A 21,795-nucleotide genomic window follows, 5' to 3' on the forward strand; every position below is an offset into this window, starting at 1 on the left:
CTCAGGTCCCGGCGTCGCGGTGCATGCGCGACCGACTCAGGCGGTCAGATCGCGGAGTTGCTTCCGCAACGTCGCATCCGTGTGCCTGATCGCCTGTCCCACCACGGGTTCGATGATCGTTGCCAATGCTCGTCCGGCCAGCCCGCCCGGCAGCGCATAGCTGAACTGCACGGTCAATTCGGTGCCGTCGGCATCGGTGTCTGCGAAGGTCCACGTCGAGTCGGTGCTGAGGCCATCAACCGACGTCAGGCGGATTCGCTCGCCCTCGATCCACTCGGTGATCTCTACCGTCGACGCGACGGATGTCGGCCCGATGACCATACGAGCGTCGAAGCGCGCGCCCAGACCTCGGGTGTGGTCGGTGACGGGCTCGAACTCGCGCAGCGCATAGAACCAGTTCGGAATCGTCCGATGATCGGTGACGTAGTCGAATGCCTGCGCCCGATCGATCGGCGAGTGTCCGGTGTGGTGGAGCACCCGGGGCTTCCGGCCTGCCATGTGTGAATCCTCTGGTGTCGACAACGGGATCCGAGACCTGCCCGACTGAAGTCGCCGGACGGCTCGATGTACGGGAAAGTGTCCTCAGCGGTCGTCGGCTGCCGTTTCGCCCCGACTCGCGATCCGTTCGTGATAGTTGGCCCGTCGCACCGGATCGGCATGAGCGAAAGCAGAACTCAGACCGGCGCGTTCCTCGATGGCCAACCGCGTACGACGGGGCAGGAACGACAATGCCGTGATCGCCACACCCGCGCGGCGCGGTACCGCGATCACCCCTCCGCGCGCGGAGGCCACGGCTTCCACCATCGCATCGGCGACGTGAGCGGGGCGTCCCGCGACGAGTGCTGCGATCAGCCGCGGGTAATTGGCCCCGGCCGAGAGCTCGGTGTCGATCATGCCCGGTAACACCGCCGTGACGGTGACCCCTGTGCCGCGCAATTCGAGGTCGAGGACCTCGGTGAACCGGGTGACCGCGGTCTTGGTCGCGCCGTATGTCGCCAGTGCGGGTATCGCGAACTCCCCCGCGAGCGAAGCGACGTTGATGATGTGACCGCCGGCCCGCGGCACCATGACCTCGAGCGCCAGGCGGCTGCCGGTGATCACCGCCGACAGGTTCACATCGAGCATCCGTCGCGTCATCGACTCCGTCTCGTCGACGAAATACCCGGTCGGCATGATGCCCGCGTTGTTGATCACGACGTCGGGTTGTCCTGCGGCGCCGAGGAATGCTCGAAAGGAGTCGACGTCGGTGACGTCGAGATCCACCCCGAGCGCCCGGTCGCCGATCTCCGCCGCCGTGGCAGCCGCGAGTCCTGGTTCGACATCACCGATGACCACCGTCGCACCGCGCCGATGGAATGCCTCGGCGGTCGCACGGCCGATACCGCGACCGCCACCGGTGATGGCAACGGTGAGTCCGTCGATGGGGCGTTGCATGAGCTTCTTCCTCGGGTCGGAGTTGCACCGGGTCAGGCGATGGCCCCGGTGGCACGCAGAGAACTGATGGCGTCCTTGTCGTATCCGAGTGCGGCCAAGACACTTTCGGTGTCGGCTCCCGGCGTGGAGCCCGGCGTCGGATCGGCCGCGGGAGTACGACTGAATCGAGGCGCCGGAGCCGGCTGCTCGATGTCACCCACGCGCACGAAGCTGCCGCGCATCGCATTGTGCGGGTGTTCGGCGGCCTCCCATGGTGAGAGCACCGGCGTGACACACGCGTCGGAGTGATGGAACAGCTCTGTCCACTCATCGCGTGGGCGCGTCGAGAACACCTCGGCGAGGCGCTCTCTCAACTTCTCGGCATTGTCGAGGTCGTATTGGAACGGCAGATCCGGCTCGTCGGCGAGACCGAGGATCTCGAGCATCTGGGCATAGAACTGTGGCTCGACACATCCGACCGCGACGAAACGTCCGTCCGAACACTCGTAGGTGTCGTAGAACGCGCCGCCGGTGTCCAGCAGGTTCTCGCCACGCTCGCCGTCCCACACGCCCGAAGCATGCATGGCATGGAGGAACGCGGTGATGAGTGCGGCCCCCTCGACCATCGACGCATCCACGACCTGTCCGGTGCCGGAGACGCTGCGCTCGTGAACCGCAGCGAGGATGCCCATGACGAGCAGGAGTCCACCTCCGCCGAAATCACCGAGCAGGTTGACCGGGGGCAACGGGCGTTCGCCTGCCCGCCCGATCGTGTGCAACGCCCCCGACAAGGCGATGTAGTTGATGTCGTGTCCAGCGCGATGTGCGAGAGGCCCGGTCTGCCCCCACCCGGTGATGCGGCCGTAGATGAGTCGCTCGTTGCGCAGTGCACACTCGTCGGGGCCGATGCCGAGCCGCTCCGCCACACCGGGACGGAAGCCTTCGATCAGGATGTCGGCCGTTTCCACCAGACGGAGCACGACATCGCGGCCCTCGGCCGATTTGAGGTCCACCGAGATGGAGGTGCGGCCGCGGTCGAGGACGCCGGTCGGGGCCAACAGACCGCCGGCATCGTCGGCTCGATCGACCCGGATCACCTCGGCGCCCAGGTCAGCGAGGATCATCGCCGCGAACGGCCCCGGTGCGAGACTGGCGATCTCGACGACACGCAAACCTTCCAGGGGGCCGCTCATGCGGCATCCCTGGGCAGCCCCAGCATGCGCTCCCCGATCACGTTGAGCTGGACCTCGGTGGTGCCGCCGTAGATCGTGGTGGCTCGACCAGAGATGAGTTGGTCCATCGCCTTGTCGCTCGGTTGTCCGGCGACCGACACCGCGCCCGCGACGCCCAGCTCAGCGACGATGAACTCCGAGATCGATTGTCCGAGTCCCATTCCGAGCAGTTTGCCGACACTCGACGTCGTACTGACGTCACTGCCCGACAACTGTTTGAGCACCACCCGGGCCCCGATCACGTCGATCGCCCGACTCTCGGCGATCAGCTCACCGACGGTCGCCGTCGCCAGCGGGGAGAGGTCGCGACCGGTGACGAAGGTCAGCAGGTCGCGGTCGGTGGCGTAGGCCTCCATCTTCTGACTCAACGCGACCCGCTCCCCGGCAAGCGTGGTGCGCGCGACGTTCCATCCGTCGTTCACCTCGCCGACCACGGCGGAATCGGGGACGAACACGTCGTCGAGGAACACCTCGTTGAACAAGGCCGACCCGGTCATCTCACGGAGAGGGCGGACAGTGATCCCCGGTGTCGACATGTCGAGCACGAAGTAGGTGATGCCATCATGTTTGGGCACCGTGGGATCGGTGCGAGCGATGAGCATCGCCCAGTCCGCGAACTGGGCGACCGTCGTCCAGATCTTCTGACCGTTGACACGCCAACCACCATCGACCCGCTCGGCCTTGGTCGTGATCGAAGCCAGATCGGAGCCGGCGCCCGGCTCGCTGAACAACTGACACCACACCAGATCGCCGCGCAGTGTGGGCACTGCGAGATCACGCTTCTGCTCGTCGGTGCCGTGTGCCACCACGGCCTGGACAGCCCATCCGCCCATCAACAGTTGTGGGAGTTGGATCTTCGCGGCCGCCAATTCGTCGGCGATGATCACCTGCTCGAGTGGCGATGCCGAACGGCCATAGGGGGTCGGCAAGTGTGGCTGCACCCAGCCGCCGTCACCGAGGGCGATCAGCTGGTCGTCTTCACCGAGGTCGGCGATCGGCTCCAGTGCGGCGCGGATCTCGGTCCGGATGGCGTCCGCCTCGGCGGGCAGTTCCAGGTCGGTGGGCAGCAGGTCACCGGCCACCGCATGGTCGGCCACCGTGGTGAGACGTTCTTCGCGGGAGGGGAACTGGGCGCGGATCGACAGTGCGCGCCGGTAATAGAGGTGGGCATCGTGCTCCCAGGTGAACCCGATACCGCCGTGGACCTGGATGCAGTCCTGCGCGACCTGGACGGCGATGTCCGGCACGATCGCCGCGGCGATCGCAGCCGCATAGTCGGCCGTCTCGTCGTCACGGTCGAGGGCGCCGGCAGCATCCCACAGGACCGCTCTGGCCTTCTCCAGCGCGATGCCCATGCGCGCACACTTGTGCTTGACCCCCTGGAACTGCCCGATGGGTCGGCCGAACTGGACCCGGGTGGTGGCGTAGTCCGCGGCGGTACCGACACACCACGAGATGATTCCCACTGCCTCGGCACCGAGGATCACCGTCGCGATCGACCGGAGTCGGCGACGGGACAGCCCCGACAGCACAGCATCCGCGCCGATCACGGCGTCGACGAGTTCGACGCGAGCGGCGCCTCGCAGGACGTCGATGGAATCCTGGGCGGTGATCGTCACCTGATCGGGGGTGATGGCGGCCCAGGCGGCGTCGTCTGTTCCGGTGTCGATCGGGACGATCAGCACATCGGCGTGTTCGGCACCCAGCACCCCGTCACAGACGCCGGAGATCTGCCAGCCGTCGGCGACCTCACGGGCAGGCAATGGCGCCGTCATCGCAACGGCGCCGACGGCACGGCCGCCGATCAGATCGGAGATCGGGAAGGGTGCCGCGTCAGCGGCGCTCAACGCCGCGGACGCCAACACGGTTGGCACATACGGGCCGGGCGCGATGGTCCGCGCCAAGGCTTCGAGAGCCACTGCCGCAGTGAGCACTCCGGCTCCATCGCCACCCTTGTCCTCCGGCACGTGAAGGCCGAGCAGCCCCTGTCCGACGAGGGCGTCCCAGTAGAAGGGGAACTTGTCCTCGCGTGGTTGCTCGACGACTGCGCGTACGTGATCGTGGTCGATGATCTTGGTGGCGAAGGCCTGCACGGAGTCGGCAAGTGCCGCGTGGTCGGGACTCAGACCGATGCCGAGGTCGTAGCTGTGTCTTCCCATGGCTCAGGCCTCTTTTCGGACCAGCTGGTCGGCGATGTCGTCGATCTCCCACGGGCCGTCGGTCTCGATGGTGCGCCCACCCTGCCAACCGATGAGCTCGGTGATCGCGCCGCCCTGCACCGCGAACACCTTGCCGGTGACGGTCGTCTTCTCCGACGCCAGGTACCCGACCAGCGGTGCGATGTTGGACGGCGCGAAGGGGTCGAACTCCCCGGCGGGGATCTCCTGCGCGAACAGTGCTCCCATCCCCGGGGTGGCGAGCGTGAGACGAGTCCTGGCGATGGGCGCGATGGCGTTGACGCGCACACCGTAGCGCTCCAGTTCGTCGGCGGCGACCAGGGTCATCGCCGCGATACCGGCCTTGGCGGCACCGTAGTTGGCCTGACCGGCGTTGGGCATGAAAGTGCCCGACGCCGAAGCCGTGTTGATGACCGAGGCGGCGACCTCATCGCCGGCCTTGCTCCTGCCCTTCCAGTAGGCAGCCGCATGCTGCAGGCAGGCGGCGTGCCCCTTGAGGTGCACGGCGATCACCGCGTCCCACTGCTCTTCGGTCATGCCGGCGATGAATGCGTCACGGAGGATCCCGGCGTTGTTGACCAGGATGTGCAACCCGCCGAATTCTTCGATCGCCTGGTCGACGAGTTGTTCCGCCCCAGCCCATGTCGCGACGTTGCTGGTGTTCGCAACGGCTGTGCCGCCCGCGGCGACGATCTCGTCGACGACCTGTTGGGCGGGCCCCGCATCGGCACCGGTGCCGTCGTTGTCGCCGCCGAGGTCGTTGACCACGACCGCGGCGCCCTCACGCGCCAAGAGCAAGGCGTGTTCGCGGCCGATGCCGCGTCCCGCTCCGGTTACCACCGCTACACGTCCATCGAATCTACCCATGGTGAAAAGTCCTGTCAGAGAGAAGTTGTGCGGGGTCCGCGGCTCACGCGGACAACGGTCGGACGTCAAATGCCAGTACGTCAGATGTCAGGAGTGGTCGGCGATGACCACGAGGCCGTCCTTGATGACGAGTTCGCCGTCCGATGAGGTCTGGAATGCATATCGAGCCGTGCCGTCGACATCCGGAAGCGACCAGAATCGAGTCTCGATGTCATGATCGGGCAACACCGGTTTCGCGAATCGCACCGCCAGACGTCGGAGTCGCCCGGTGTCACCGTCGGCGAGTTCGGTCAGTGCGGCCCACGAGGTGAAGGCCATCGTGCACAACCCGTGGTTGATGATGCCGGGCAGTCCCGACATCCGGGCGATCTCGTCATCGAGGTGGATCGGCATCGGATCCCCTGCAGCCGGCGAGTACCGGAATGTCTGGTCGGCGTCGACGTGCTGGGTCACCGAGTGGACCGGATCTTCGGCCGAGACACTCTCGTCGGCGCGATGGTCGGGCGCCCGCTCGCCGACGTCCGCGCCGGCATCGACGTTGCGGAAGAACGCGGTGATCCATTGCTCGTTGACGAGTTCGCCGTCGGCATCCCGACTCTCGCCATAGATGACCACCGTCGATCCGTTCGCCCGTCCCGTGTATCCGATGGGCTTGGCGCGCACGGTGATCCGATCCCCGGCCCGAAGCGGTCGGTGGAACACGAAGTCCTGCTCACCGTGCACGAGGCGCGGCAACAACTCCACCGGTGCAACCGAGAGAGCGGCGGGTGCCATGCTGCCGAACACCGGGACGACCGCGAAGACCGGTGGTGCGACTTCGCCGCGACGGTGCGCACCGATCGGGTCGTTGGTGGCCGCGGCGTAGTCGGCGATCCGTTCGGCGGTGACCTCGAAGTGTTCCGGGTCGGTCCACTCGTCCAGTGCCGAGGTGTCGAAGGTGACCGCGTTGTCGGCGTCTCGAACTGCCCCCACGGTGTCGGCTACTTCGCCAGCTCGTTGAACTTGTCCATCGATTCGCGCAGATCCGCCTCGGCGTGCTTGGCGACAGCCTTGCCGATCGGCCCGACGATCATCGCGCCGGAGAACGACGCGTCGAACGATGCCTTGGCGCCCTCGCCGTCGCCCTCCACACGGAGGGTGAACTCGATCTGGACGCCGGCCATGCCGGTTCCGGTGATCTTGACGTACTTCGGTGCGTCGACCTCGGCGACCGTCCACTCGATCTTGTTGGCCATGTTCATCACCTCGACGACCTGGGTGAACTGGCGCCCCTGGGTCAGCTCGGTCGGGATCTCACCGCGCCATCCCTGGTGGATGGTCAGCCACTCCTCCCAGCGATTGAGATCGCTCAGGAAGGCCCATGCCTTGTCCGGGGTGGTGGACACGATGGTGGATACAGACACTGATGCCATGGTTGTGTTCTCCTCTGTCGGGAAGGTTCGAGCGTCGCTCGGAGGGTGTGAGATGTGGTGCGGGGCGGCACAGGCCGTGACCGCCCAGGTGATCAGCGTTGGGCCGGCTGGTAGGCGGTGACGACGACGGCACCGCCCAGCCCGATGTTGTGTTGCACTGCGGTCGTGGCACCGGGTACCTGACGCGCATCGGCATCACCACGCAGCTGCCAGGTCAGCTCGCTGCACTGCGCGAGTCCGGTGGCACCGAGAGGATGTCCCTTGGAGATCAGGCCACCGGACGGGTTGACCACCCAACGACCGCCGTAGGTGGTGTCATCGGCATCCACGAGCTTCCCGCCCTCACCCTCGCCGCAGAGCCCGAGCGCCTCGTAGGTGAGGAGCTCGTTGGTGGAGAAGCAGTCGTGGAGCTCGATGACGTCGATGTCGTCGGGGGTGATCTGCGCCTGTTCGTACACGCGCTGTGCCGCGGTTCGGGTCATGTCGGCGCCCACCAGGGAGATCGCACTCTTGTCGTCGAAGGTGCTGTTCAGGTCGGTAACCATCGCCTGACCGACGATCTCGACCGCACGATCGGCGAGGTCGTGCTCGTCGATGAAACGCTCGCCGGCCACGATGACCGCGCCCGCACCGTCGGAGGTCGGCGAGCACTGCAGCTTCGTCAACGGACCGTAGATGGGACGCGAGGCCAAGATCTCGTCCAGGGTGTACTCATCCTGGAACTGGGCGTACGGGTTGTTGCGAGAGTGGCGATGGTTCTTCACGCCGATCGCGGCGAACTGTTCTGCGGTGGTGCCGAACCGCTCCATGTGCTCCTTGCCGGCTGCGCCGAACATGTAGGGCGCCGGGGGCATCGAGAACTCCTGCAACTCGGCCAGGGCGAGCAGGTGCCGCATCATCGGCTGTTCACGGTCGTCGTACGTGGACCCGAGAGACCCCTTCTGCATCTTCTCGAATCCCAGCGCCAGCGAACAGTTCACCTGACCGCTCCGTACCGCTTGCGTCGCCAGGAACAGCGCGGTCGATCCGGTCGAGCAGTTGTTGTTCACGTTGATGATCGGGATGCCGGTGAGACCGAGCTCGTAGATGGCACGCTGTCCCGACGTCGACTCGCCGTAGACGTAGCCCGCGTAGGCCTGTTCGACGGCGTCGTAGTTGATCCCGGCGTCGTCGAGCGCTTTGCGGCCGGCCTCGCGAGCCATGTCGGGGTAGTCCCAATCGCGGGATCCGGGCTTCTCGAACTTGGTCATCCCGACCCCGACGACGAACACCTTGTTGGGCATTGGAGAACGCTCCTGCTCACTGCGAAGATCCCGTCTCCGCATTTAGTGGGACACACTGTCCAACGCAGATTATCTTGGACACCGTGTCCGGTCAATCCCCGATTTGCCAGCGTTCACCAGCAGGAACAGTCGCCGACGACCACGAAGCCAGGTACTACAGTGATCGGATGCCGACACCGCCAGATCGCGAGGACGGGCGTGCACAGCGGTGGGAGGACCACAAAGCCCAGCGCCGCGACCTGATCCTCGACGCCGCGGTCGAAGCCGTGCGCGTCGACGGCGAGATGGCCGGCGTAAAGGACATCGCCGCCCGTGCCGGCGTACCTCGCTCGGTGGTCTACCGGCTGTTCAAGGACCGCGGTGACCTCGACGAGCACGTCCGGGGCCGGATCATCACCGATCTGATGTCGGTGCTGTCACCAGCGCTGTCACCCAGCGAAGGCACCATCGAGAACGCGTTGACGACCGCAGTGGGCACCTATGTGCGCTGGATAGTCGACAACACCAACCTGCACACCTTCCTCGGAACCGGTTCGGCCAGCAATCACACCGTCGGGTCACGCGTGCTGACCAGCACCCGAAGCGCGATCGCCGGCCAGGTCGCCACCGTGATCAGCGGCGTACTGGCCGACCTGGGCGCCGACACGCGCTATGCCGAACCTCTCGCGTTCGCCCTGTTCGGGATGACGGATGCGACCGTCAACAGATGGCTCGGGCAGGCCCAACAGCCGCTGAACGCCGACGAACTCGCCGGGTTCCTCGAGACGGCGGCCTGGCACATCCTCGATGCCACCGCCGGCGGACTGGGCGTGAACCTCACCCTGCAAACCCGCCTCGACGGCCTGGACGATGCGGCACCGAGGCGAAAGAGTCAGCAGAAGAGGAGAGTTCGCGGCTGAGACGCCAACTCGGTCGACGCCGCAGCGACGGCCTCGACGAATGGCTCGTCGGTCAGTTGGCGATGGACGAAAAGAGCGACGAGTCGAGATCAGTGCTTGCCGTGAAGTAGGTGAGACTCACCCGGAACGCGGCGGCGATGGCTGCGACAGCGGCGAAACTGGGGTCGGCGCACTCTCCCGAGCGGATCTCAGCGATCTCCTCGGCGGACACCACGTGGCCGAGATCGTTTGCGGCAGAGATGACATCGGCGGAATCGATGGTCGTGTTGCCGGCAAACAGAGCGTTGACGCGAGAAGCGAAGAACGACTGATCCATGGGGTTGGCCCCTCGAGAACTGTCCATTCTGTGCCCCTCATCTTGGACGCCACCGTCTACGACGACTAGAACACCGCGTCCAGATGTTGTCAACCGGAGTCGCCTGGTGAGTTCACACGGCTACAGGTTCGAGGGTGAGCACGCGAATGCCGTCATCGACGTGATGCCGCCTGCTGGGCTACCGGCTCTACGACCCACAGATCGGCGAGCGGCTCGCCTGAACACAGGCCCTGTTCACGACTCCGCGCGATACGGGGAAGTTCATCTGCTGCAGCGTATCTGCGACCTCCACGCCTGTGCTACGCCCGTCCCGTGTGAAATCTCGCGCCTCCCGCGACGATGGCCGAAACGAAGGCAGATCATGCGAGACACTCTGTCGATCTCACCGGTTGCCGATCACCTTGGCGAGAACAGCGTCTGCACCCGACCAGAACCAGCGACCGGCGATCGACATCACCAGGAAGAACAGCACGACGACCGGGATCTGCCCCCAACGATGCGACCATTCGCCCAGGTGCGAGAGGTTGGCCGCCGTGAGCACCAGCAGCACACACCCGGCCACGAAGAGCGCCGCCTGAAGAGCCGGAAAGCGCTCGGGTCCTTGATCATCTGTCGCCGCTGAGGCCTCGTCGATCATGCGGTCTTCACCGAACAGGCGGTGTCCGGCGCTGGTTCGGACCCCAGAAGCATTGCTGTGCCGGGTTGCGGTGGTCATGACAGTGCTCCCGCCCTGTGGATGCTCGCATCAGGGAGCAGGCCAGTATTGACTGACACCGATCGGACGAGACGGGCGCTGCTTGTCGAAGTACAGGGAGACCTGCCCGCCCGGCTTCGACGACGCCTCGACCACGAGCGCCTGTGCCGACCCGTAGTACTTCCGGTGCCCGACCGGTCCCGACACCATCGGGTAGAACTTCGAGTCCTTGCGCACGATCACCGTGGCTCGCCCCTTGACTGCCGGCTGGTCGAAGAAGCGACCCAGTCCGATGCTGGCAGCTTGCCGAGTCTCGCTGTGCGACAACCACACCACTGCGTAACGCTGGCCTTGATACACCTGGACCGCTGACGCCTCCCCGGCGCCGTCGATCACGGCCATCGGAGTTGCGATGGCCGCTGCCGCAACAACACTCGCAGCGATGCGCGACACACGTAGACGATTGATCATCAGAGCACTCCTCGTTTGCGACACGTGATCCATCACCCCGTATCAACAGTTTGCGATATTGAATGCGAGAAGTTCACCACGCTAACGTTCGATGCACAAGCGTGAATCATCAATGTGTGATCGCGACAACACGGCGTTCACTCGGTCGACCGACAGGAGCCTCGATATCCGACGCTGAACCACACCGTGATCTATGTGCGAATGCCGCGGGGGTCCATCTCAGGGCGGCCAGGGAGGAGAGTGCAGCGTGCGCCTGCGCGACGGCTCGGCACCGCACCCGACCGGAGATCGGCAGGGAATATGACCGCGCGGCCCGCATGGATCTCTTTTCGAACCACGGGGGCGCACACCGACCGGAGGTCGGCAGGAAATGTGACCGTGCGCCCGCGTGAATCCTTTTCAAACCACACAGTGGGCGCACACCGGCCGGAGGCCGGCAAGGATGTCACCGTGCTCCCGGCAGGATTCGAACCTGCGACACCGGCTTTAGGAGAGCCGTGCTCTATCCCCTGAGCTACGAGAGCGAGGCCGGATCGGAGGCCGATCGGGCCAGTCGGAGTCTACGACACCCTCGCAGCACAACCGGCCACCAGACGCCAGGGTTGCCCAGAAGTGTGATCCGAACGGTCGAACGGAGCCGTCGAACCACATGTGAGACGTGTTAGTCTCACTAACGACCGCACACCGTGTGGAGTTCGGCAGATACACACGGGAGGGGTGGTCTGATGGCGAGCGCCGATCACTTCGTGGATCACCTGGCGACGCTCTTCCGCCACAACCCAGATCTCACCGCGGGTGCAGTGTGCCGCCAAGCCGGGCGGCTGGGGCATCCCATCACCGAGTCGTGCCTCAGTCAGATCCGCAACGGTCATATCCGGGACCCCGGTTTCACCACCATCACCGGGATCGCCATGGCCTTCCGAGTCGACATCGACTTCTTCACCATGCCCAAACCCGGCGAGACCCTCGACGACAAGTATCACCGGGCCCGTCTCACCGATGCATCCGTCGGCGAGACAGTCGCCGACCTCACTGCGCTGCCGAGTGGCATCTCAGACGCTGTCCTCAGTCTGCTCGAGGTGATGGCGGAGACCGAGGACAAGGACTCGAACGGTCCGTCCGCCGCGTCGTCCGATTCGTGACACAGGTCACCCGTCTCGATCGCTCCCATCGAACTCCAAGGTTCGATCCGTAGACTCCGCGCCGGAACACGAACGGATCGGAACGGGGTGCCAGGGGTGCGGAACGGCGGGGACATCGATATTCGCGAGAGCGCCGATCAGTCAGCGGTCGACCGCGAGATGGTGGAGGACCCGGAGGTGAACCCTCCGGCCGGCACCCCGACCGCCGAGTCCCCCACCCACGAGCCGACGAAGCGCCGAAGCCGTGCACACACTGCGGATCTGGTACGGGTAGCCCTCTTCGCTGCAGTGGTCCTCGCGCACAGTGTCAATGCGGTCAACGTCACCGCGGAGACGGTGCAGCCGTCGGGCCTGATCGGCGTGCTGTGTCACCTGACCCGCTACGGATTCGTCGCAATCACGTTGTACGTCCTGGTGATCAGCACGCAGGGCAAGCCCATGTCACCGATCTCCTTCTGGCGCCGACGTTTTGGACTTGTCGTCGGCCCCTACCTCCTGTGGACGCTCATTTATGCGGTGACCGATCACGTGCTGCTGCCCGACAACCCGTTCCCGTCGACCGGTGCGTTCTTCGCCGACTTGTGGCGAGACATGTGGATGGGCGAAGGCAAGTACCAGCTCTACTTCCTGCTGATCTCCATGCAGATCTACCTGGTCTTCCCGGCGATCTCGTGGCTGCTGCGTCGTGCACAGAACCGACCGTGGTCGCTGATCGCCGGTGGTGCGACCATCCAGATCGGCATGTTCCTGCTGTACCAGTACTCCCCTCGCCCCGCCGGAGAGGCCTGGGTCACCACCTTCGACATGCTGTGGAAGTCGCTGCCGATGTACGCACTGTTCGTCGCGATCGGCGCGTTGGGAGCTGCACATCATGATGCGATCGACGAGTGGTTGCGCGCTCATGCCGTACCGGTCATCGCGGCATCGCTGATGGGGGTTGGGTTCACCGTCGCCGCGTACTTGTTCGCCACCTCGCCGGGCAACGTACCGCTGCAGTCGACGACCCCCTGGAATCCCGCTCTGCTGCCGTGGCTGCTCGGTGGGACGGCGCTCCTGTGGTTGGTCGCGATGGCGTGGAACGACCACCGTGGCGCCGGCGACGGCGTCGTCGCCCGAGTCGTCGGCTACAGCACCCCCCGCGCATTCGGTGTCTTCGCGGTGCACCCGCTCATCCTCGACGCCTTCGGTCGGTTCGGCTTCCTCAGCGGACTGTTCGAGTGGTTCCCGGGGTCGGCGGTCACCCGCGGGATCGTGCTGGTGGTGGCGACACTGGTCGCGTCGGCGTTGCTCGTCGACATCCTGCTCCGCACGCCGTTGAGCAAGATGTTGGTGGCACGCTCGCGCCGGCCGCTGTTCGCAGGGCGGCGCCCGGGCACGGCCCTGCCCGCCCAGCCCGCCTGACCGACCGCACTCGAGTCCCCCGAATGCACATGGGGGCCTGGTGGCAGGGCGTCCATCCGCGTCCGACAGAGTGAGACCATGCCGTCGGAGACCCAACCCGCCTACGACGGACCGCGCCCCGGCTCCTGGGCCGAGCTTCTCGGCCGCGAACACCGGACGGTGGTCACGGTGTTCGCATCGGGCATCGTCCTCTTCGCGGTCAACACCTACCTGACTGCGGCATCGCTCCCGACCGCGATCGCCGACATCGGCGGGCAGCCGCTCTACGCCTGGGTGATGACGGTCTTCCTGCTGTCATCGGTGGTGTCGTCGATGCTGGTCACCCGCGCCATGCAGCAGCTCGGCCCCCGTGGGGCCTATCTCACCGGATTCGGTCTCTTCGGCATCGGCTCCACGATCTGCGCGCTCGCGCCGAACATGCCGATCATGTTGGTGGGCAGGCTGATCCAGGGTCTGGGCGGGGGTTTGCTGACCGGCCTGGCATTCACCGTCGTCCGCATCGCCCTGCCGCAGCGGTTGTGGGTACGCGCGATCGGACTCACCTCTGCGATGTGGGGCGTCGGCAATCTGCTGGGGCCGGTGCTCGGCGGATTGTTCGCCGAGATCGGGTTCTGGCGCGGATCGTTCTGGATCCTGGTCGTCGGGACGGGAATCCTCATAGTCCCCGCCGCACGTACCCTGCCGGGCCGCCGGCCCGATGCGGACCCACCGACTCCGGTGCCCTGGGCCTCGCTCACTGTCGTCGCTCTTGCCACCGCGGCGGTGTCGGTGGCCGCCATCGCCGGCGACCCCGCCGTGATGGTCGGACTCCTCGTCGCAGCAGTTCTCGTCATGGGCCTGGCGATCGTCCTCGAGCGCCGGCGTGCGATCGGACTGCTCCCGGCGATGACCTACCGTCGGGGAAACCCACTGAAGTGGATCTACCTGTCGGTGGCGGTCCTCGCCATCGGGTCGACCGCCGAGGCGTTCATCCCGCTCTTCGGACAACGACTCGGCGGCATGAGTCCCTTCGTCGCGGGCCTGCTCGGCGCGGCACTGTCCTGGGGGTGGACGGTGGCACAACTGGCGTCCACCACCTGGGCTGAAGGGGCTCGATCACGCATCGTCCGCGTCGCCGGTCCGGGCACGCTTGCCGTTGGCCTGGCCGGATACGGAGTGCTGCAATCGAGTTCGTCGGTCGCCGCGATGACCGGCTGGTTCGTGTTCTTGTTCGTCGCCGGCGCAGGCATCGGCATGGCCTTTCCCCATGTGGCCACGGCCGCGATGACCATCACCGACGACGAGGACGAGGCGGCACGGGCCTCGGCCGGGGTGAACTCGATGCAGATGATCGCGAACACGTTCGGCTCGGCGACCGCCGGTCTGTTGGTCAGTCTCGGTTCCGACGACGTCGCGTCGGCCCACATCCTCACCGGCGGCTTCGCCGCACTGGCCGCCTTCGGCATGCTGATCGCTGCGCAGTCGTTGCGAGGCGGGCGGGTCGGCGCGGCCTGAGTCGATTCTGCTGTCGGGGCTGCCGGGTTCTGCGTCCGTTTCTGGCGGCGAGGTTTTCGGATTACTGACACGTGAGCGCGATGTGGTGTGCGTACTCCACAGCACGGCCCGCTCAGGTGCCAAAAATCCGGCCCAGACGAGCGGCACCCACGACCGACTCCAAACCGCCGGACTTTCGGACTACTGACACGTGAGCGCGACGCGGTGTGCGCACTCCACAGCACGACCCGCTCAGGTGCCAAAAATCCGGCCCAGACGAGCGGCACCCACGACCGACTCCAAACCGCCGGACTTTCGGACTACTGACACGTGAGCGCGACGCGGTGTGCACATTCCACAGCACGACCCGCTCAGGTGCCAAAAATCCGGCCTCGGCGCCCCGGGCCGGGGCCGGACATACGCAGAAACCCTCACCCGTCGAGGCGTGCGACCACCTTGCGCAGCAGATCGGTCAGAGCCCTACGCTCGTCGCCGTCGAGCGCTGCGAGGATCGCATCATCGGCCGACAACCGTCGGGGCAGTTCCGCATCGACCACGGCCCGCCCGGCGTCGGTGAGCGACAACAGCACCACCCGACGATCGCGAGCGGACCGATCCCGCTCGAGAAGCCCTCGCGCTGCGAGGTTCTCGGTGATCTTGGTGATCGACGCGCCGCTCAGCATGGTCGTCGACACCACCTCACTGGCTCGCAGCGGACGGTCCGACCGGGCGAGTGCTCCCAGGACGTCGAACTCCGAGCGGCCGATGCCGTGGGCCTCGAGCGAACGATCGAGTCGCTGGCCGGCCACCGTGGTGATGCGCTGGATCCGACCCAGGATTCCGACGGGCGAGAAGTCGAGTTCGGGATAGGCGCCGATCCACTCATCCTGGATCCGATCGACCAGATCGCGGGACTCCGGCGTGGTGCTCACCCGAGTCATCGTAGGCGCCGACAATCGGCATGATCGGGACCTCTGCGATGTGTTTCACAGATAAAGTATTTTATTTCACCAGTGAACCAATGATAAATTAACCCAGTGAAATCGTCCGCCTCCGTCGCCTCGACCGCCCCTCGCCGGGCCGCTCTGCATCACCTCGGCTCCCTGTCGACCTGGCGTGGCGTGATCATGCTCGACACCTCACCGGTCGCCATCGCGGCCCCGGTTCGCGTCGGGCTCGCCGTCGGCGCCATGCTGCTCGTCGGCGGGCTCGCCGATCTGCGTGCCGCGGGGTCGTTCGCCGCTCTCGGCGCTTTGACCTCGGCATTCTGTCGTCCGGATCCGTACCGGGTCCGGATCGGTCGACTGGGTGCAGTCGGTGTTGCGCTGGTCGTCTCCGTGGCCGTTGGCGGGATCGTAGGCGCCGCCGACGTACCCGTGGAGGTGGAGATCGTCGCGATCTCGCTCCTCGCGGGGGCCGGCGCGCTGGTGGTCGGTGCGCTTCGGGTGGCCGGGCCCGGGGTCGTCGTGTTCGTCTTCGCCGCGACTGCCGCGGCCGCATCGGTGACCGACGGTCACAGCCTCGCGCGCGCGGTCGCGGCGGCGGCCGTCGGCACGGTGGTCGGTATCGCGGCATCGCTGGCACCATGGCTCACCGACTCCGTCCGTCGGGGTGCCCGACGCCTGGCCGGTCGGCCGGTCGCATCATCCACCGCCGAAGCCGTGGCATACGAGTCGGTCTGGACGTCGCTCGCGCGTATGCCCCACCGCGACATCGCGCAGTCCGCAGCGCGCATCGTGGTCGCCGCCGCCATCAGCGCGTCAGCCGCGACCGCGGTCGGACTCGAGCACCCGATGTGGGCTGCGATGGGAGCCGTCGCAGCTCTCCAGGGCATCTCCTATCACCTGACCGTCCGGCGTGGCGCTGCACGCCTCCTGGGCAACCTGGCCGGATCCGTCATCGCCGCGGTATTGCTCGCGATCCCCCTCGGCTACTGGGGTGCGGTCGTGGTGATCGTCGTGTGTCAGATCATCGCCGAGACGATGGCAACCGTCAGTTATGCCATCACCTCGACGGCGGTCACGCCGATGGCGTTGATGCTCACCGCCCTGAGCGCGGGATTGACGCCGGCCGTCGCGATCGACCGTGTGCTCGACACCCTGCTCGGAGTGATCGTCGGCGTGGCGATCGCAGCGGCGACGGTTGCCCGAACCGACACCGCGCATCACCCCGAACACGCTGCACGTTCGTAGACATATGCACTCGTAACCTGCGCGACACCAGTTATCACCACGGTCACACCACGGCAATGCCGTGCATACGTGCTGCTCGTAGCGTCGTATCGCTTGAGTCGAGCGTCCTCGCGCAACCGCACCGAGGAGATGAACACCAGGAGTAGCGCATGAGTGGCAGCATGTCCCGTCGTCAGGCCATCGAGGCAGTGACCACCTACGAGGTGCAGACCGACGGATTCCCCGAGCCGTTGGCGGAGACCTTCGGGCGCAACGTCTTCTCCCTGTCGGAGATGAAGAAGCGACTACCCAAACACGTCTTCAAGGCTGTGTCGGCGACAGTCGACAAGGGCGTCCCGCTCGATCCGACCCTCGCCGACTACGTTGCGGCGGCGATGAAGGACTGGGCCATCGAGAAGGGTGCGACTCACTACGCGCACGTGTTCTACCCTCTCACCGGCTTCACCGCCGAGAAGCACGACTCCTTCCTCGAACCCGATTCGTCGGGTGCATCCCTGGCCGAGTTCCAGGGCAAGACATTGCTGCAAGGCGAGCCCGATGCCTCGAGCTTCCCGAACGGCGGCCTACGCGGCACGTTCGAGGCGCGCGGATACACCGGCTGGGATGCGACCAGCCCGGCGTACATCCTGGAGAACCCCAACGGCAACACGCTGTGCATCCCGACCATCTTCATCTCGTGGACCGGGGAGGCTCTCGACAAGAAGACGCCACTGCTGCGCAGCCAACAGGCGATGAGCAAGCAGGCGATGCGCCTGCTGAAGTTGTTCGGCCACAGCGACGTCGACACGGTCGTGTCGTATGCGGGCGCCGAGCAGGAGTACTTCCTGATCGACCGCCACTTCTACTTCGCACGTCCCGACCTGATGACCGCCGACCGCACCCTGTTCGGCGCCGAACCGTCCAAGGGCCAGGAGTTCGACGACCACTACTTCGGTGCCATCCCGGATCGTGTGTTGGCGTTCATGATCGAGCTGGATCGCGAACTCTTCAAGCAGGGCATCCCGGCCAAGACCCGACACAACGAGGTGGCCCCCGGGCAGTTCGAGCTCGCGCCGGTCTTCGAGAAGTCGAACCTGGCGCACGACCACCAGCAGTTGATGATGACCACGATGAAGAAGGTCGCCGAGCGGTACGGGATGGTCTGCCTGCTGCACGAGAAGCCCTTCGCCGGCGTCAACGGGTCGGGCAAGCACGTGAACTTCTCACTGGGCAACAGCAATCAGGGCAACCTGCTCAACCCCGGCGACACCCCGCACGAGAACGAACAGTTCCTGGTTTTCTGTGCGGCCATCATCCGCGGCGTCCACAAGTTCGGTGGACTGTTACGCGCGTCCATCGCTTCGGCCTCCAACGACCATCGTCTGGGTGCCAACGAGGCCCCGCCGGCCATCATCTCGATCTTCCTCGGCGAGCAGCTGATGGACGTCTTCGACCAAATCGCCAAGGGCGGCGCCAAGCAGAGCAAGGAGACCGGGGTCCTGGAACTCGGCGTCGACACCCTGCCACCGCTGAAGGCCGACGCCGGTGATCGCAACCGCACAAGTCCGTTTGCCTTCACCGGCAACCGTTTCGAGTTCCGCGCGCCCGGTTCCAACCAGTCGATCGCCGACCCGATGATCGCGATCAACGCCATGCTGGCCGAGTCGATCGACCACATCGCGACCGCGCTGGAGAAGGAGATCTCCGACGGCAGTGAGTTCGACGCGGCCGTGCAGACGGTGCTGGAGGGGATCATCAGCGAGCACGGTGCCGTGGTGTTCAACGGCGACGGCTACTCCGATGCCTGGCAAGAGGAAGCCGCCTCGCGTGGACTGCTGAACCTGCGAACCACCGTCGATGCGATTGCACAGTACGACGAGCCGGAGATCAAGGCGCTGCTCAACGACTACGGCATCCTGAGCAACCGGGAGTTGGAGGCGCGCAAGGAGGTGGTGCTCGAACAGTACGCGCTCGCATTGCTGGTGGAGGCCAAGGAGACCGCGGAGATCGCCAAGACGATGATCCTGCCCGCAGCCATCCGTTACACCGGAGAGGTCGCGTCCACCGCTGCGAATCTCGCCGCTGCCGGGATCGAGGTCACCACACCGACGCTGAAGACGATGAGTGACGGCCTCGAGGGCCTCGATGCGGCCATGGATGCACTGGACGAGGCGATCGCGGGCTTCCACGATGCCGACGACGAAGCCGCCTACGCGCTCGCGACACTGATCCCGGCGATGGCCGGTGTACGGGCGGTGGCCGACAAGCTCGAGAGCGTCGTCGCCGACGACCTGTGGCCGCTGCCGACCTACAACGAGATGCTCACGATCCTCTGATCCCCGAATTCGTGGCGCGCACAAGCAGATCGCGCGTGCGCGCCACGGCGTCGGTCAGTATCCACGGAAGGAATCGGTGTGCAGTCGCCACGGAGCGCGCCACACCGACGGATCGACCCGACGTAGGCTGCGCGCGGTCACACCGACGAAGCCGGGAGGACCGCTGACGTAGTAGTGGGCCCCGGGAACCGTGGTGATGAGCGACCGGAGACGGTCGAGGTCGTCGAGGCCGTCCGCAAGGGTCGGCGACACCAGCGTGATCACCTGGGCACCGGCCGCTTCGGCTGCGGCGAGATCCTCGGGATACACGGCGCGATCGTCGGCGCGCAGCACATGCACCAGCGTGACGCGGCTCAACATGCCGCCGTCGGGGACTGGGGCGTCCGCGCCACCACCGTCGTCCACCGCGGCCCGCAGCATCGACCGGAACGGCGTGATGCCGATGCCCGATGCGATCAGCACCACGTCGCCGCCGCGTCGGGGTAGGACGAAATTGCCACCGACGGAATCGATCCGCAGGATCTGGTCGCGTCCGTCGATCAGGTGCGACTTGAACGGTGAGGCGGGCCGGGCGGTGGTGAACCCGAACTCGACGGCGGTGTCGCGGTCAGCCGAACTGAACGAGAACACCCGTCGCGTGCTCTGCCAGACCGGCGCCGACCAGCGAGGTGCGCTCAGCAATGCCCACTGGCCGCCACGGAATCGCACCGGTCGGTCCGGTCGGCCGACCACCGCGAAGGTGTTCGCGGCGATCGGTGTCACAGCGTCGACTGTCAGCGGCACCCGCCGGCCGTGCCCGGCGACGAACCGGACACCCGCCGCGTACAGCGAACCGACGAGAAGCGCCAGCTCCGGGACGAATTCGATCGTGAACGAGTCGGTGACCGGGATGGCCACCTGCCAGTACATCAGCACCCCGACCAGGATTCCGTAGATCAGTCGGTGCACTCGGGTCGTCGGCGACGTCAGCGGTTCGGGCAGCATCACCGCCGCCACGAAGAACATCGGGCTGGAGATCAGCCACACCGACAACGTCTGGTCTCCGCGCGCGAGTTGCACGACGCCGATCGTCGCCAGCGACGCCACCAGGAAGATGGCGACCAACGGCCACTCGGCGATCGCGGAGACCAGCAGGACGCCGATGACGAGCATCGGGATCAGCAGTGGTTCGGCGGCCACCCACCACTGCGGATAGCCGATCTGCCCGACCTCCGCGTAGGCGAGGGCGTAGACCACCACGGACCCGGCGACAGCCGGATTGATCACCAGCCGACGACGCCATGCGAGAACATATTTGGACGCCGCGGCCACGCCTGCGCCGACGGCCACGGTCAGTGCCGATCCGGCATCGATGACGCCGGGCAGGATGAAGAAGAGGATGAGCGCGGTGATGAGCCAGGAGTCCGAGCCGGGAGGGACGCGCACGAGCGCGGCACATGCGTAGGAGACGACCCCCGACACTGCGATCGCGATGACGAGCGATGCCACCAGTTGTCCAGGACGGTAGGCGAAGTCGCCGTCGGCCGCGGAGGCGACCAGGGCACACCCGACGAGCGCGATCAGCGCGAGGAGCACGGCGCGATGGGCGGTCAACCACGGGGGCGTCAAGCGGGTCACAGGAACAACTCCAGTCCGGGTACGTCGGTGTGCTCGACGCTGCCGTTGCGTCGGACGGTGATGTGGTGGAAGACGATCCCACGGTCGGCGAGTCGGGTGCGCAGTGTCGGTGCGTCGACGAAGAAGAGTGCCGTCGCGATCCCGTCGGCGATCATCGCCGACGGCGCGATCGCCCACGTGGCCAACACCTCCCGCGCCGGGGACGCCGACCGCGCGTCGACGATGTGGTGCCAGTCGGCCCACGCGCGCCGGTTGCCCGCCGACGCGCAGATCGCTCCCCCGGGCAGCGCCACCACCCCGATGGCGCTGGTCGGATCGACCGGGTGCTCGAGCGCCACCCGGACCGGTTCGACACGATCGGAGATCCACATGTCGCCGCTGCCGTCCACGATCAAGTCACCCGAATGGTCGGCGAGCAGGGTCGCGATGCGGTCGACCGCGAATCCCTTTCCTGCTGCGCCGACATCGAGCAGGACCGGTTCGACGATGTCGAGCGCACCGGTGTGACCCGCGATCACCGAGTCCCATCCAGGCGCGGCACGGACCGTGGTCGCCGAGGTCAGCGAGTACGCCGCGTCGTAGCCGGCATCGACGAGTGTCTGACCGATGGTGGGGGTCACCGCTCCCCCGGTGACCTCGTAAAGCGTGCGGTACCAGTCGATCAGCGGTTGGTCGGTGACCGGGATCGGGTGATGGCCTGCGCGTCGGGCGATCTCGGCGACGACCGAGTCGGAGCGGAAGCGCGACCAGGTGATGTCGATGCGATCGAGCTCGGCGCGGATCGCCGCCGTGGCAGACGGGTCGAGACCGGTCGACGAGGTGATCTCCCAGTGGGTCCCGAGTGCTTCGGTGGTCCAGCTCTCGGGGGTACCGGTCGACACCGCGGAACCT

Annotated in this window: 20 protein-coding genes and 1 tRNA gene; 6 read left to right on the top strand and 15 right to left on the bottom strand. The window is 66.3% G+C overall.

Features of this window, described 5'->3' with window-relative positions; all coding sequences use genetic code 11:
* Positions 1 to 36: 36 nt before the first annotated feature.
* The 8 genes from GS4_RS10195 to GS4_RS10230 form a co-directional block, all read right to left on the bottom strand.
* The gene (locus GS4_RS10195; protein ID WP_007620205.1) at positions 37 to 498 is read right to left on the bottom strand and encodes an SRPBCC family protein; all 462 of its coding nucleotides are present in this window, start codon (positions 496 to 498) and stop codon (positions 37 to 39) included.
* 84 nt (positions 499 to 582) lie between these two features.
* On the bottom strand, positions 583 to 1,434 hold the full coding sequence (locus tag GS4_RS10200) for an SDR family NAD(P)-dependent oxidoreductase (protein WP_007620206.1): 852 nt from the start codon (positions 1,432 to 1,434) through the stop codon (positions 583 to 585).
* Positions 1,435 to 1,466: 32 nt separating this feature from the next.
* The gene (locus GS4_RS10205; protein WP_007620211.1) at positions 1,467 to 2,606 is read right to left on the bottom strand and encodes a CaiB/BaiF CoA transferase family protein; all 1,140 of its coding nucleotides are present in this window, start codon (positions 2,604 to 2,606) and stop codon (positions 1,467 to 1,469) included.
* Entirely contained in the window at positions 2,603 to 4,804 is a 2,202-nt protein-coding gene (locus GS4_RS10210; RefSeq protein WP_007620212.1) for an acyl-CoA dehydrogenase family protein, read from the bottom strand. Before GS4_RS10210 ends, GS4_RS10205 begins: the two co-directional genes overlap by 4 nt.
* Positions 4,805 to 4,807: 3 nt before the next feature.
* Positions 4,808 to 5,689: an SDR family oxidoreductase gene (locus GS4_RS10215; protein ID WP_040510149.1), complete on the bottom strand. Its 882-nt coding sequence runs from the start codon at positions 5,687 to 5,689 to the stop codon at positions 4,808 to 4,810.
* An 87-nt stretch (positions 5,690 to 5,776) separates the two neighbouring features.
* The gene (locus GS4_RS10220; protein WP_007620214.1) at positions 5,777 to 6,661 is read right to left on the bottom strand and encodes a MaoC/PaaZ C-terminal domain-containing protein; all 885 of its coding nucleotides are present in this window, start codon (positions 6,659 to 6,661) and stop codon (positions 5,777 to 5,779) included.
* A gap of 8 nt (positions 6,662 to 6,669) precedes the next feature.
* Positions 6,670 to 7,101 (bottom strand): type II toxin-antitoxin system Rv0910 family toxin, encoded by a 432-nt coding sequence (locus GS4_RS10225; RefSeq protein WP_007620215.1) that lies wholly within the window; start codon positions 7,099 to 7,101, stop codon positions 6,670 to 6,672.
* Between the two features lie 92 nt (positions 7,102 to 7,193).
* Positions 7,194 to 8,384 (bottom strand): lipid-transfer protein, encoded by a 1,191-nt coding sequence (locus GS4_RS10230; RefSeq protein ID WP_007620216.1) that lies wholly within the window; start codon positions 8,382 to 8,384, stop codon positions 7,194 to 7,196.
* Between the two features lie 167 nt (positions 8,385 to 8,551).
* Here GS4_RS10230 and GS4_RS10235 point away from each other — a divergent pair, with 167 nt between their 5' ends.
* Positions 8,552 to 9,283 (top strand): TetR/AcrR family transcriptional regulator, encoded by a 732-nt coding sequence (locus GS4_RS10235; protein ID WP_007620218.1) that lies wholly within the window; start codon positions 8,552 to 8,554, stop codon positions 9,281 to 9,283.
* A gap of 52 nt (positions 9,284 to 9,335) precedes the next feature.
* Here the strand turns inward: GS4_RS10235 and GS4_RS10240 are convergent, their stop codons facing one another.
* The 4 genes from GS4_RS10240 to GS4_RS10255 form a co-directional block, all read right to left on the bottom strand.
* Complete coding sequence (locus GS4_RS10240) at positions 9,336 to 9,626, bottom strand: hypothetical protein (protein ID WP_007620219.1); 291 nt, start codon at positions 9,624 to 9,626, stop codon at positions 9,336 to 9,338.
* 355 nt (positions 9,627 to 9,981) lie between these two features.
* Complete coding sequence (locus GS4_RS26170; RefSeq protein ID WP_040510153.1) at positions 9,982 to 10,314, bottom strand: hypothetical protein; 333 nt, start codon at positions 10,312 to 10,314, stop codon at positions 9,982 to 9,984.
* A gap of 30 nt (positions 10,315 to 10,344) precedes the next feature.
* On the bottom strand, positions 10,345 to 10,764 hold the full coding sequence (locus GS4_RS10250) for a hypothetical protein (protein ID WP_007620223.1): 420 nt from the start codon (positions 10,762 to 10,764) through the stop codon (positions 10,345 to 10,347).
* Between the two features lie 451 nt (positions 10,765 to 11,215).
* Positions 11,216 to 11,288, bottom strand: a tRNA-Arg gene (locus GS4_RS10255).
* 201 nt (positions 11,289 to 11,489) lie between these two features.
* Between GS4_RS10255 and GS4_RS24795 the strand changes: the two genes are divergently transcribed.
* The 3 genes from GS4_RS24795 to GS4_RS10270 all read left to right on the top strand — a co-directional run bounded on the left by GS4_RS24795 (position 11,490) and on the right by GS4_RS10270 (position 14,801).
* Complete coding sequence (locus tag GS4_RS24795) at positions 11,490 to 11,906, top strand: hypothetical protein (RefSeq protein ID WP_007620225.1); 417 nt, start codon at positions 11,490 to 11,492, stop codon at positions 11,904 to 11,906.
* Between the two features lie 87 nt (positions 11,907 to 11,993).
* Positions 11,994 to 13,307, top strand: coding sequence for an acyltransferase (locus GS4_RS10265; RefSeq protein ID WP_007620227.1), 1,314 nt, complete (start codon positions 11,994 to 11,996; stop codon positions 13,305 to 13,307).
* Positions 13,308 to 13,385: 78 nt separating this feature from the next.
* Positions 13,386 to 14,801, top strand: coding sequence for an MFS transporter (locus GS4_RS10270; RefSeq protein WP_007620228.1), 1,416 nt, complete (start codon positions 13,386 to 13,388; stop codon positions 14,799 to 14,801).
* Positions 14,802 to 15,211: 410 nt separating this feature from the next.
* Here the strand turns inward: GS4_RS10270 and GS4_RS10275 are convergent, their stop codons facing one another.
* Positions 15,212 to 15,721 (bottom strand): MarR family winged helix-turn-helix transcriptional regulator, encoded by a 510-nt coding sequence (locus GS4_RS10275; RefSeq protein ID WP_040510155.1) that lies wholly within the window; start codon positions 15,719 to 15,721, stop codon positions 15,212 to 15,214.
* A gap of 96 nt (positions 15,722 to 15,817) precedes the next feature.
* Here GS4_RS10275 and GS4_RS10280 point away from each other — a divergent pair, with 96 nt between their 5' ends.
* Together GS4_RS10280 and GS4_RS10285 are read left to right on the top strand one after the other, a co-directional pair.
* Entirely contained in the window at positions 15,818 to 16,972 is a 1,155-nt protein-coding gene (locus GS4_RS10280) for an FUSC family protein (protein ID WP_007620232.1), read from the top strand.
* Between the two features lie 149 nt (positions 16,973 to 17,121).
* Entirely contained in the window at positions 17,122 to 19,287 is a 2,166-nt protein-coding gene (locus tag GS4_RS10285) for a glutamine synthetase III family protein (RefSeq protein WP_007620234.1), read from the top strand.
* A gap of 54 nt (positions 19,288 to 19,341) precedes the next feature.
* On the opposite strand, the gene GS4_RS10290 is transcribed toward GS4_RS10285, so the two are convergent.
* The gene (locus GS4_RS10290; RefSeq protein WP_007620235.1) at positions 19,342 to 20,904 is read right to left on the bottom strand and encodes an RnfABCDGE type electron transport complex subunit D; all 1,563 of its coding nucleotides are present in this window, start codon (positions 20,902 to 20,904) and stop codon (positions 19,342 to 19,344) included.
* Positions 20,901 to 21,785, bottom strand: a complete 885-nt coding sequence (locus GS4_RS10295) for an FAD:protein FMN transferase (RefSeq protein ID WP_007620238.1) — start codon at positions 21,783 to 21,785, stop codon at positions 20,901 to 20,903. The genes GS4_RS10290 and GS4_RS10295 overlap by 4 nt, the downstream gene beginning before the upstream one ends.
* Positions 21,786 to 21,795: the final 10 nt, after the last annotated feature.

It is taken from the genome of Gordonia soli NBRC 108243 (assembly GCF_000334455.1).
Classification (GTDB): Bacteria; Actinomycetota; Actinomycetes; order Mycobacteriales; family Mycobacteriaceae; genus Gordonia; species Gordonia soli.

What these genes read in the sequence shown, in the direction of transcription:
- GS4_RS10195 (WP_007620205.1), bottom strand. Translation starts at nt 498, where the DNA reads ATGGCAGGCCGGAAGCCCCGGGTGCTCCACCACACCGGACACTCGCCG.
- GS4_RS10200 (WP_007620206.1), bottom strand. Translation starts at nt 1,434, where the DNA reads ATGCAACGCCCCATCGACGGACTCACCGTTGCCATCACCGGTGGCGGT.
- GS4_RS10205 (WP_007620211.1), bottom strand. Translation starts at nt 2,606, where the DNA reads ATGAGCGGCCCCCTGGAAGGTTTGCGTGTCGTCGAGATCGCCAGTCTC.
- GS4_RS10210 (WP_007620212.1), bottom strand. Translation starts at nt 4,804, where the DNA reads ATGGGAAGACACAGCTACGACCTCGGCATCGGTCTGAGTCCCGACCAC.
- GS4_RS10215 (WP_040510149.1), bottom strand. Translation starts at nt 5,689, where the DNA reads ATGGGTAGATTCGATGGACGTGTAGCGGTGGTAACCGGAGCGGGACGC.
- GS4_RS10225 (WP_007620215.1), bottom strand. Translation starts at nt 7,101, where the DNA reads ATGGCATCAGTGTCTGTATCCACCATCGTGTCCACCACCCCGGACAAG.
- GS4_RS10230 (WP_007620216.1), bottom strand. Translation starts at nt 8,384, where the DNA reads ATGCCCAACAAGGTGTTCGTCGTCGGGGTCGGGATGACCAAGTTCGAG.
- GS4_RS10235 (WP_007620218.1), top strand. Translation starts at nt 8,552, where the DNA reads ATGCCGACACCGCCAGATCGCGAGGACGGGCGTGCACAGCGGTGGGAG.
- GS4_RS10240 (WP_007620219.1), bottom strand. Translation starts at nt 9,626, where the DNA reads ATGGACAGTTCTCGAGGGGCCAACCCCATGGATCAGTCGTTCTTCGCT.
- GS4_RS26170 (WP_040510153.1), bottom strand. Translation starts at nt 10,314, where the DNA reads ATGACCACCGCAACCCGGCACAGCAATGCTTCTGGGGTCCGAACCAGC.
- GS4_RS10250 (WP_007620223.1), bottom strand. Translation starts at nt 10,764, where the DNA reads ATGATCAATCGTCTACGTGTGTCGCGCATCGCTGCGAGTGTTGTTGCG.
- GS4_RS24795 (WP_007620225.1), top strand. Translation starts at nt 11,490, where the DNA reads ATGGCGAGCGCCGATCACTTCGTGGATCACCTGGCGACGCTCTTCCGC.
- GS4_RS10270 (WP_007620228.1), top strand. Translation starts at nt 13,386, where the DNA reads ATGCCGTCGGAGACCCAACCCGCCTACGACGGACCGCGCCCCGGCTCC.
- GS4_RS10275 (WP_040510155.1), bottom strand. Translation starts at nt 15,721, where the DNA reads ATGACTCGGGTGAGCACCACGCCGGAGTCCCGCGATCTGGTCGATCGG.
- GS4_RS10285 (WP_007620234.1), top strand. Translation starts at nt 17,122, where the DNA reads ATGAGTGGCAGCATGTCCCGTCGTCAGGCCATCGAGGCAGTGACCACC.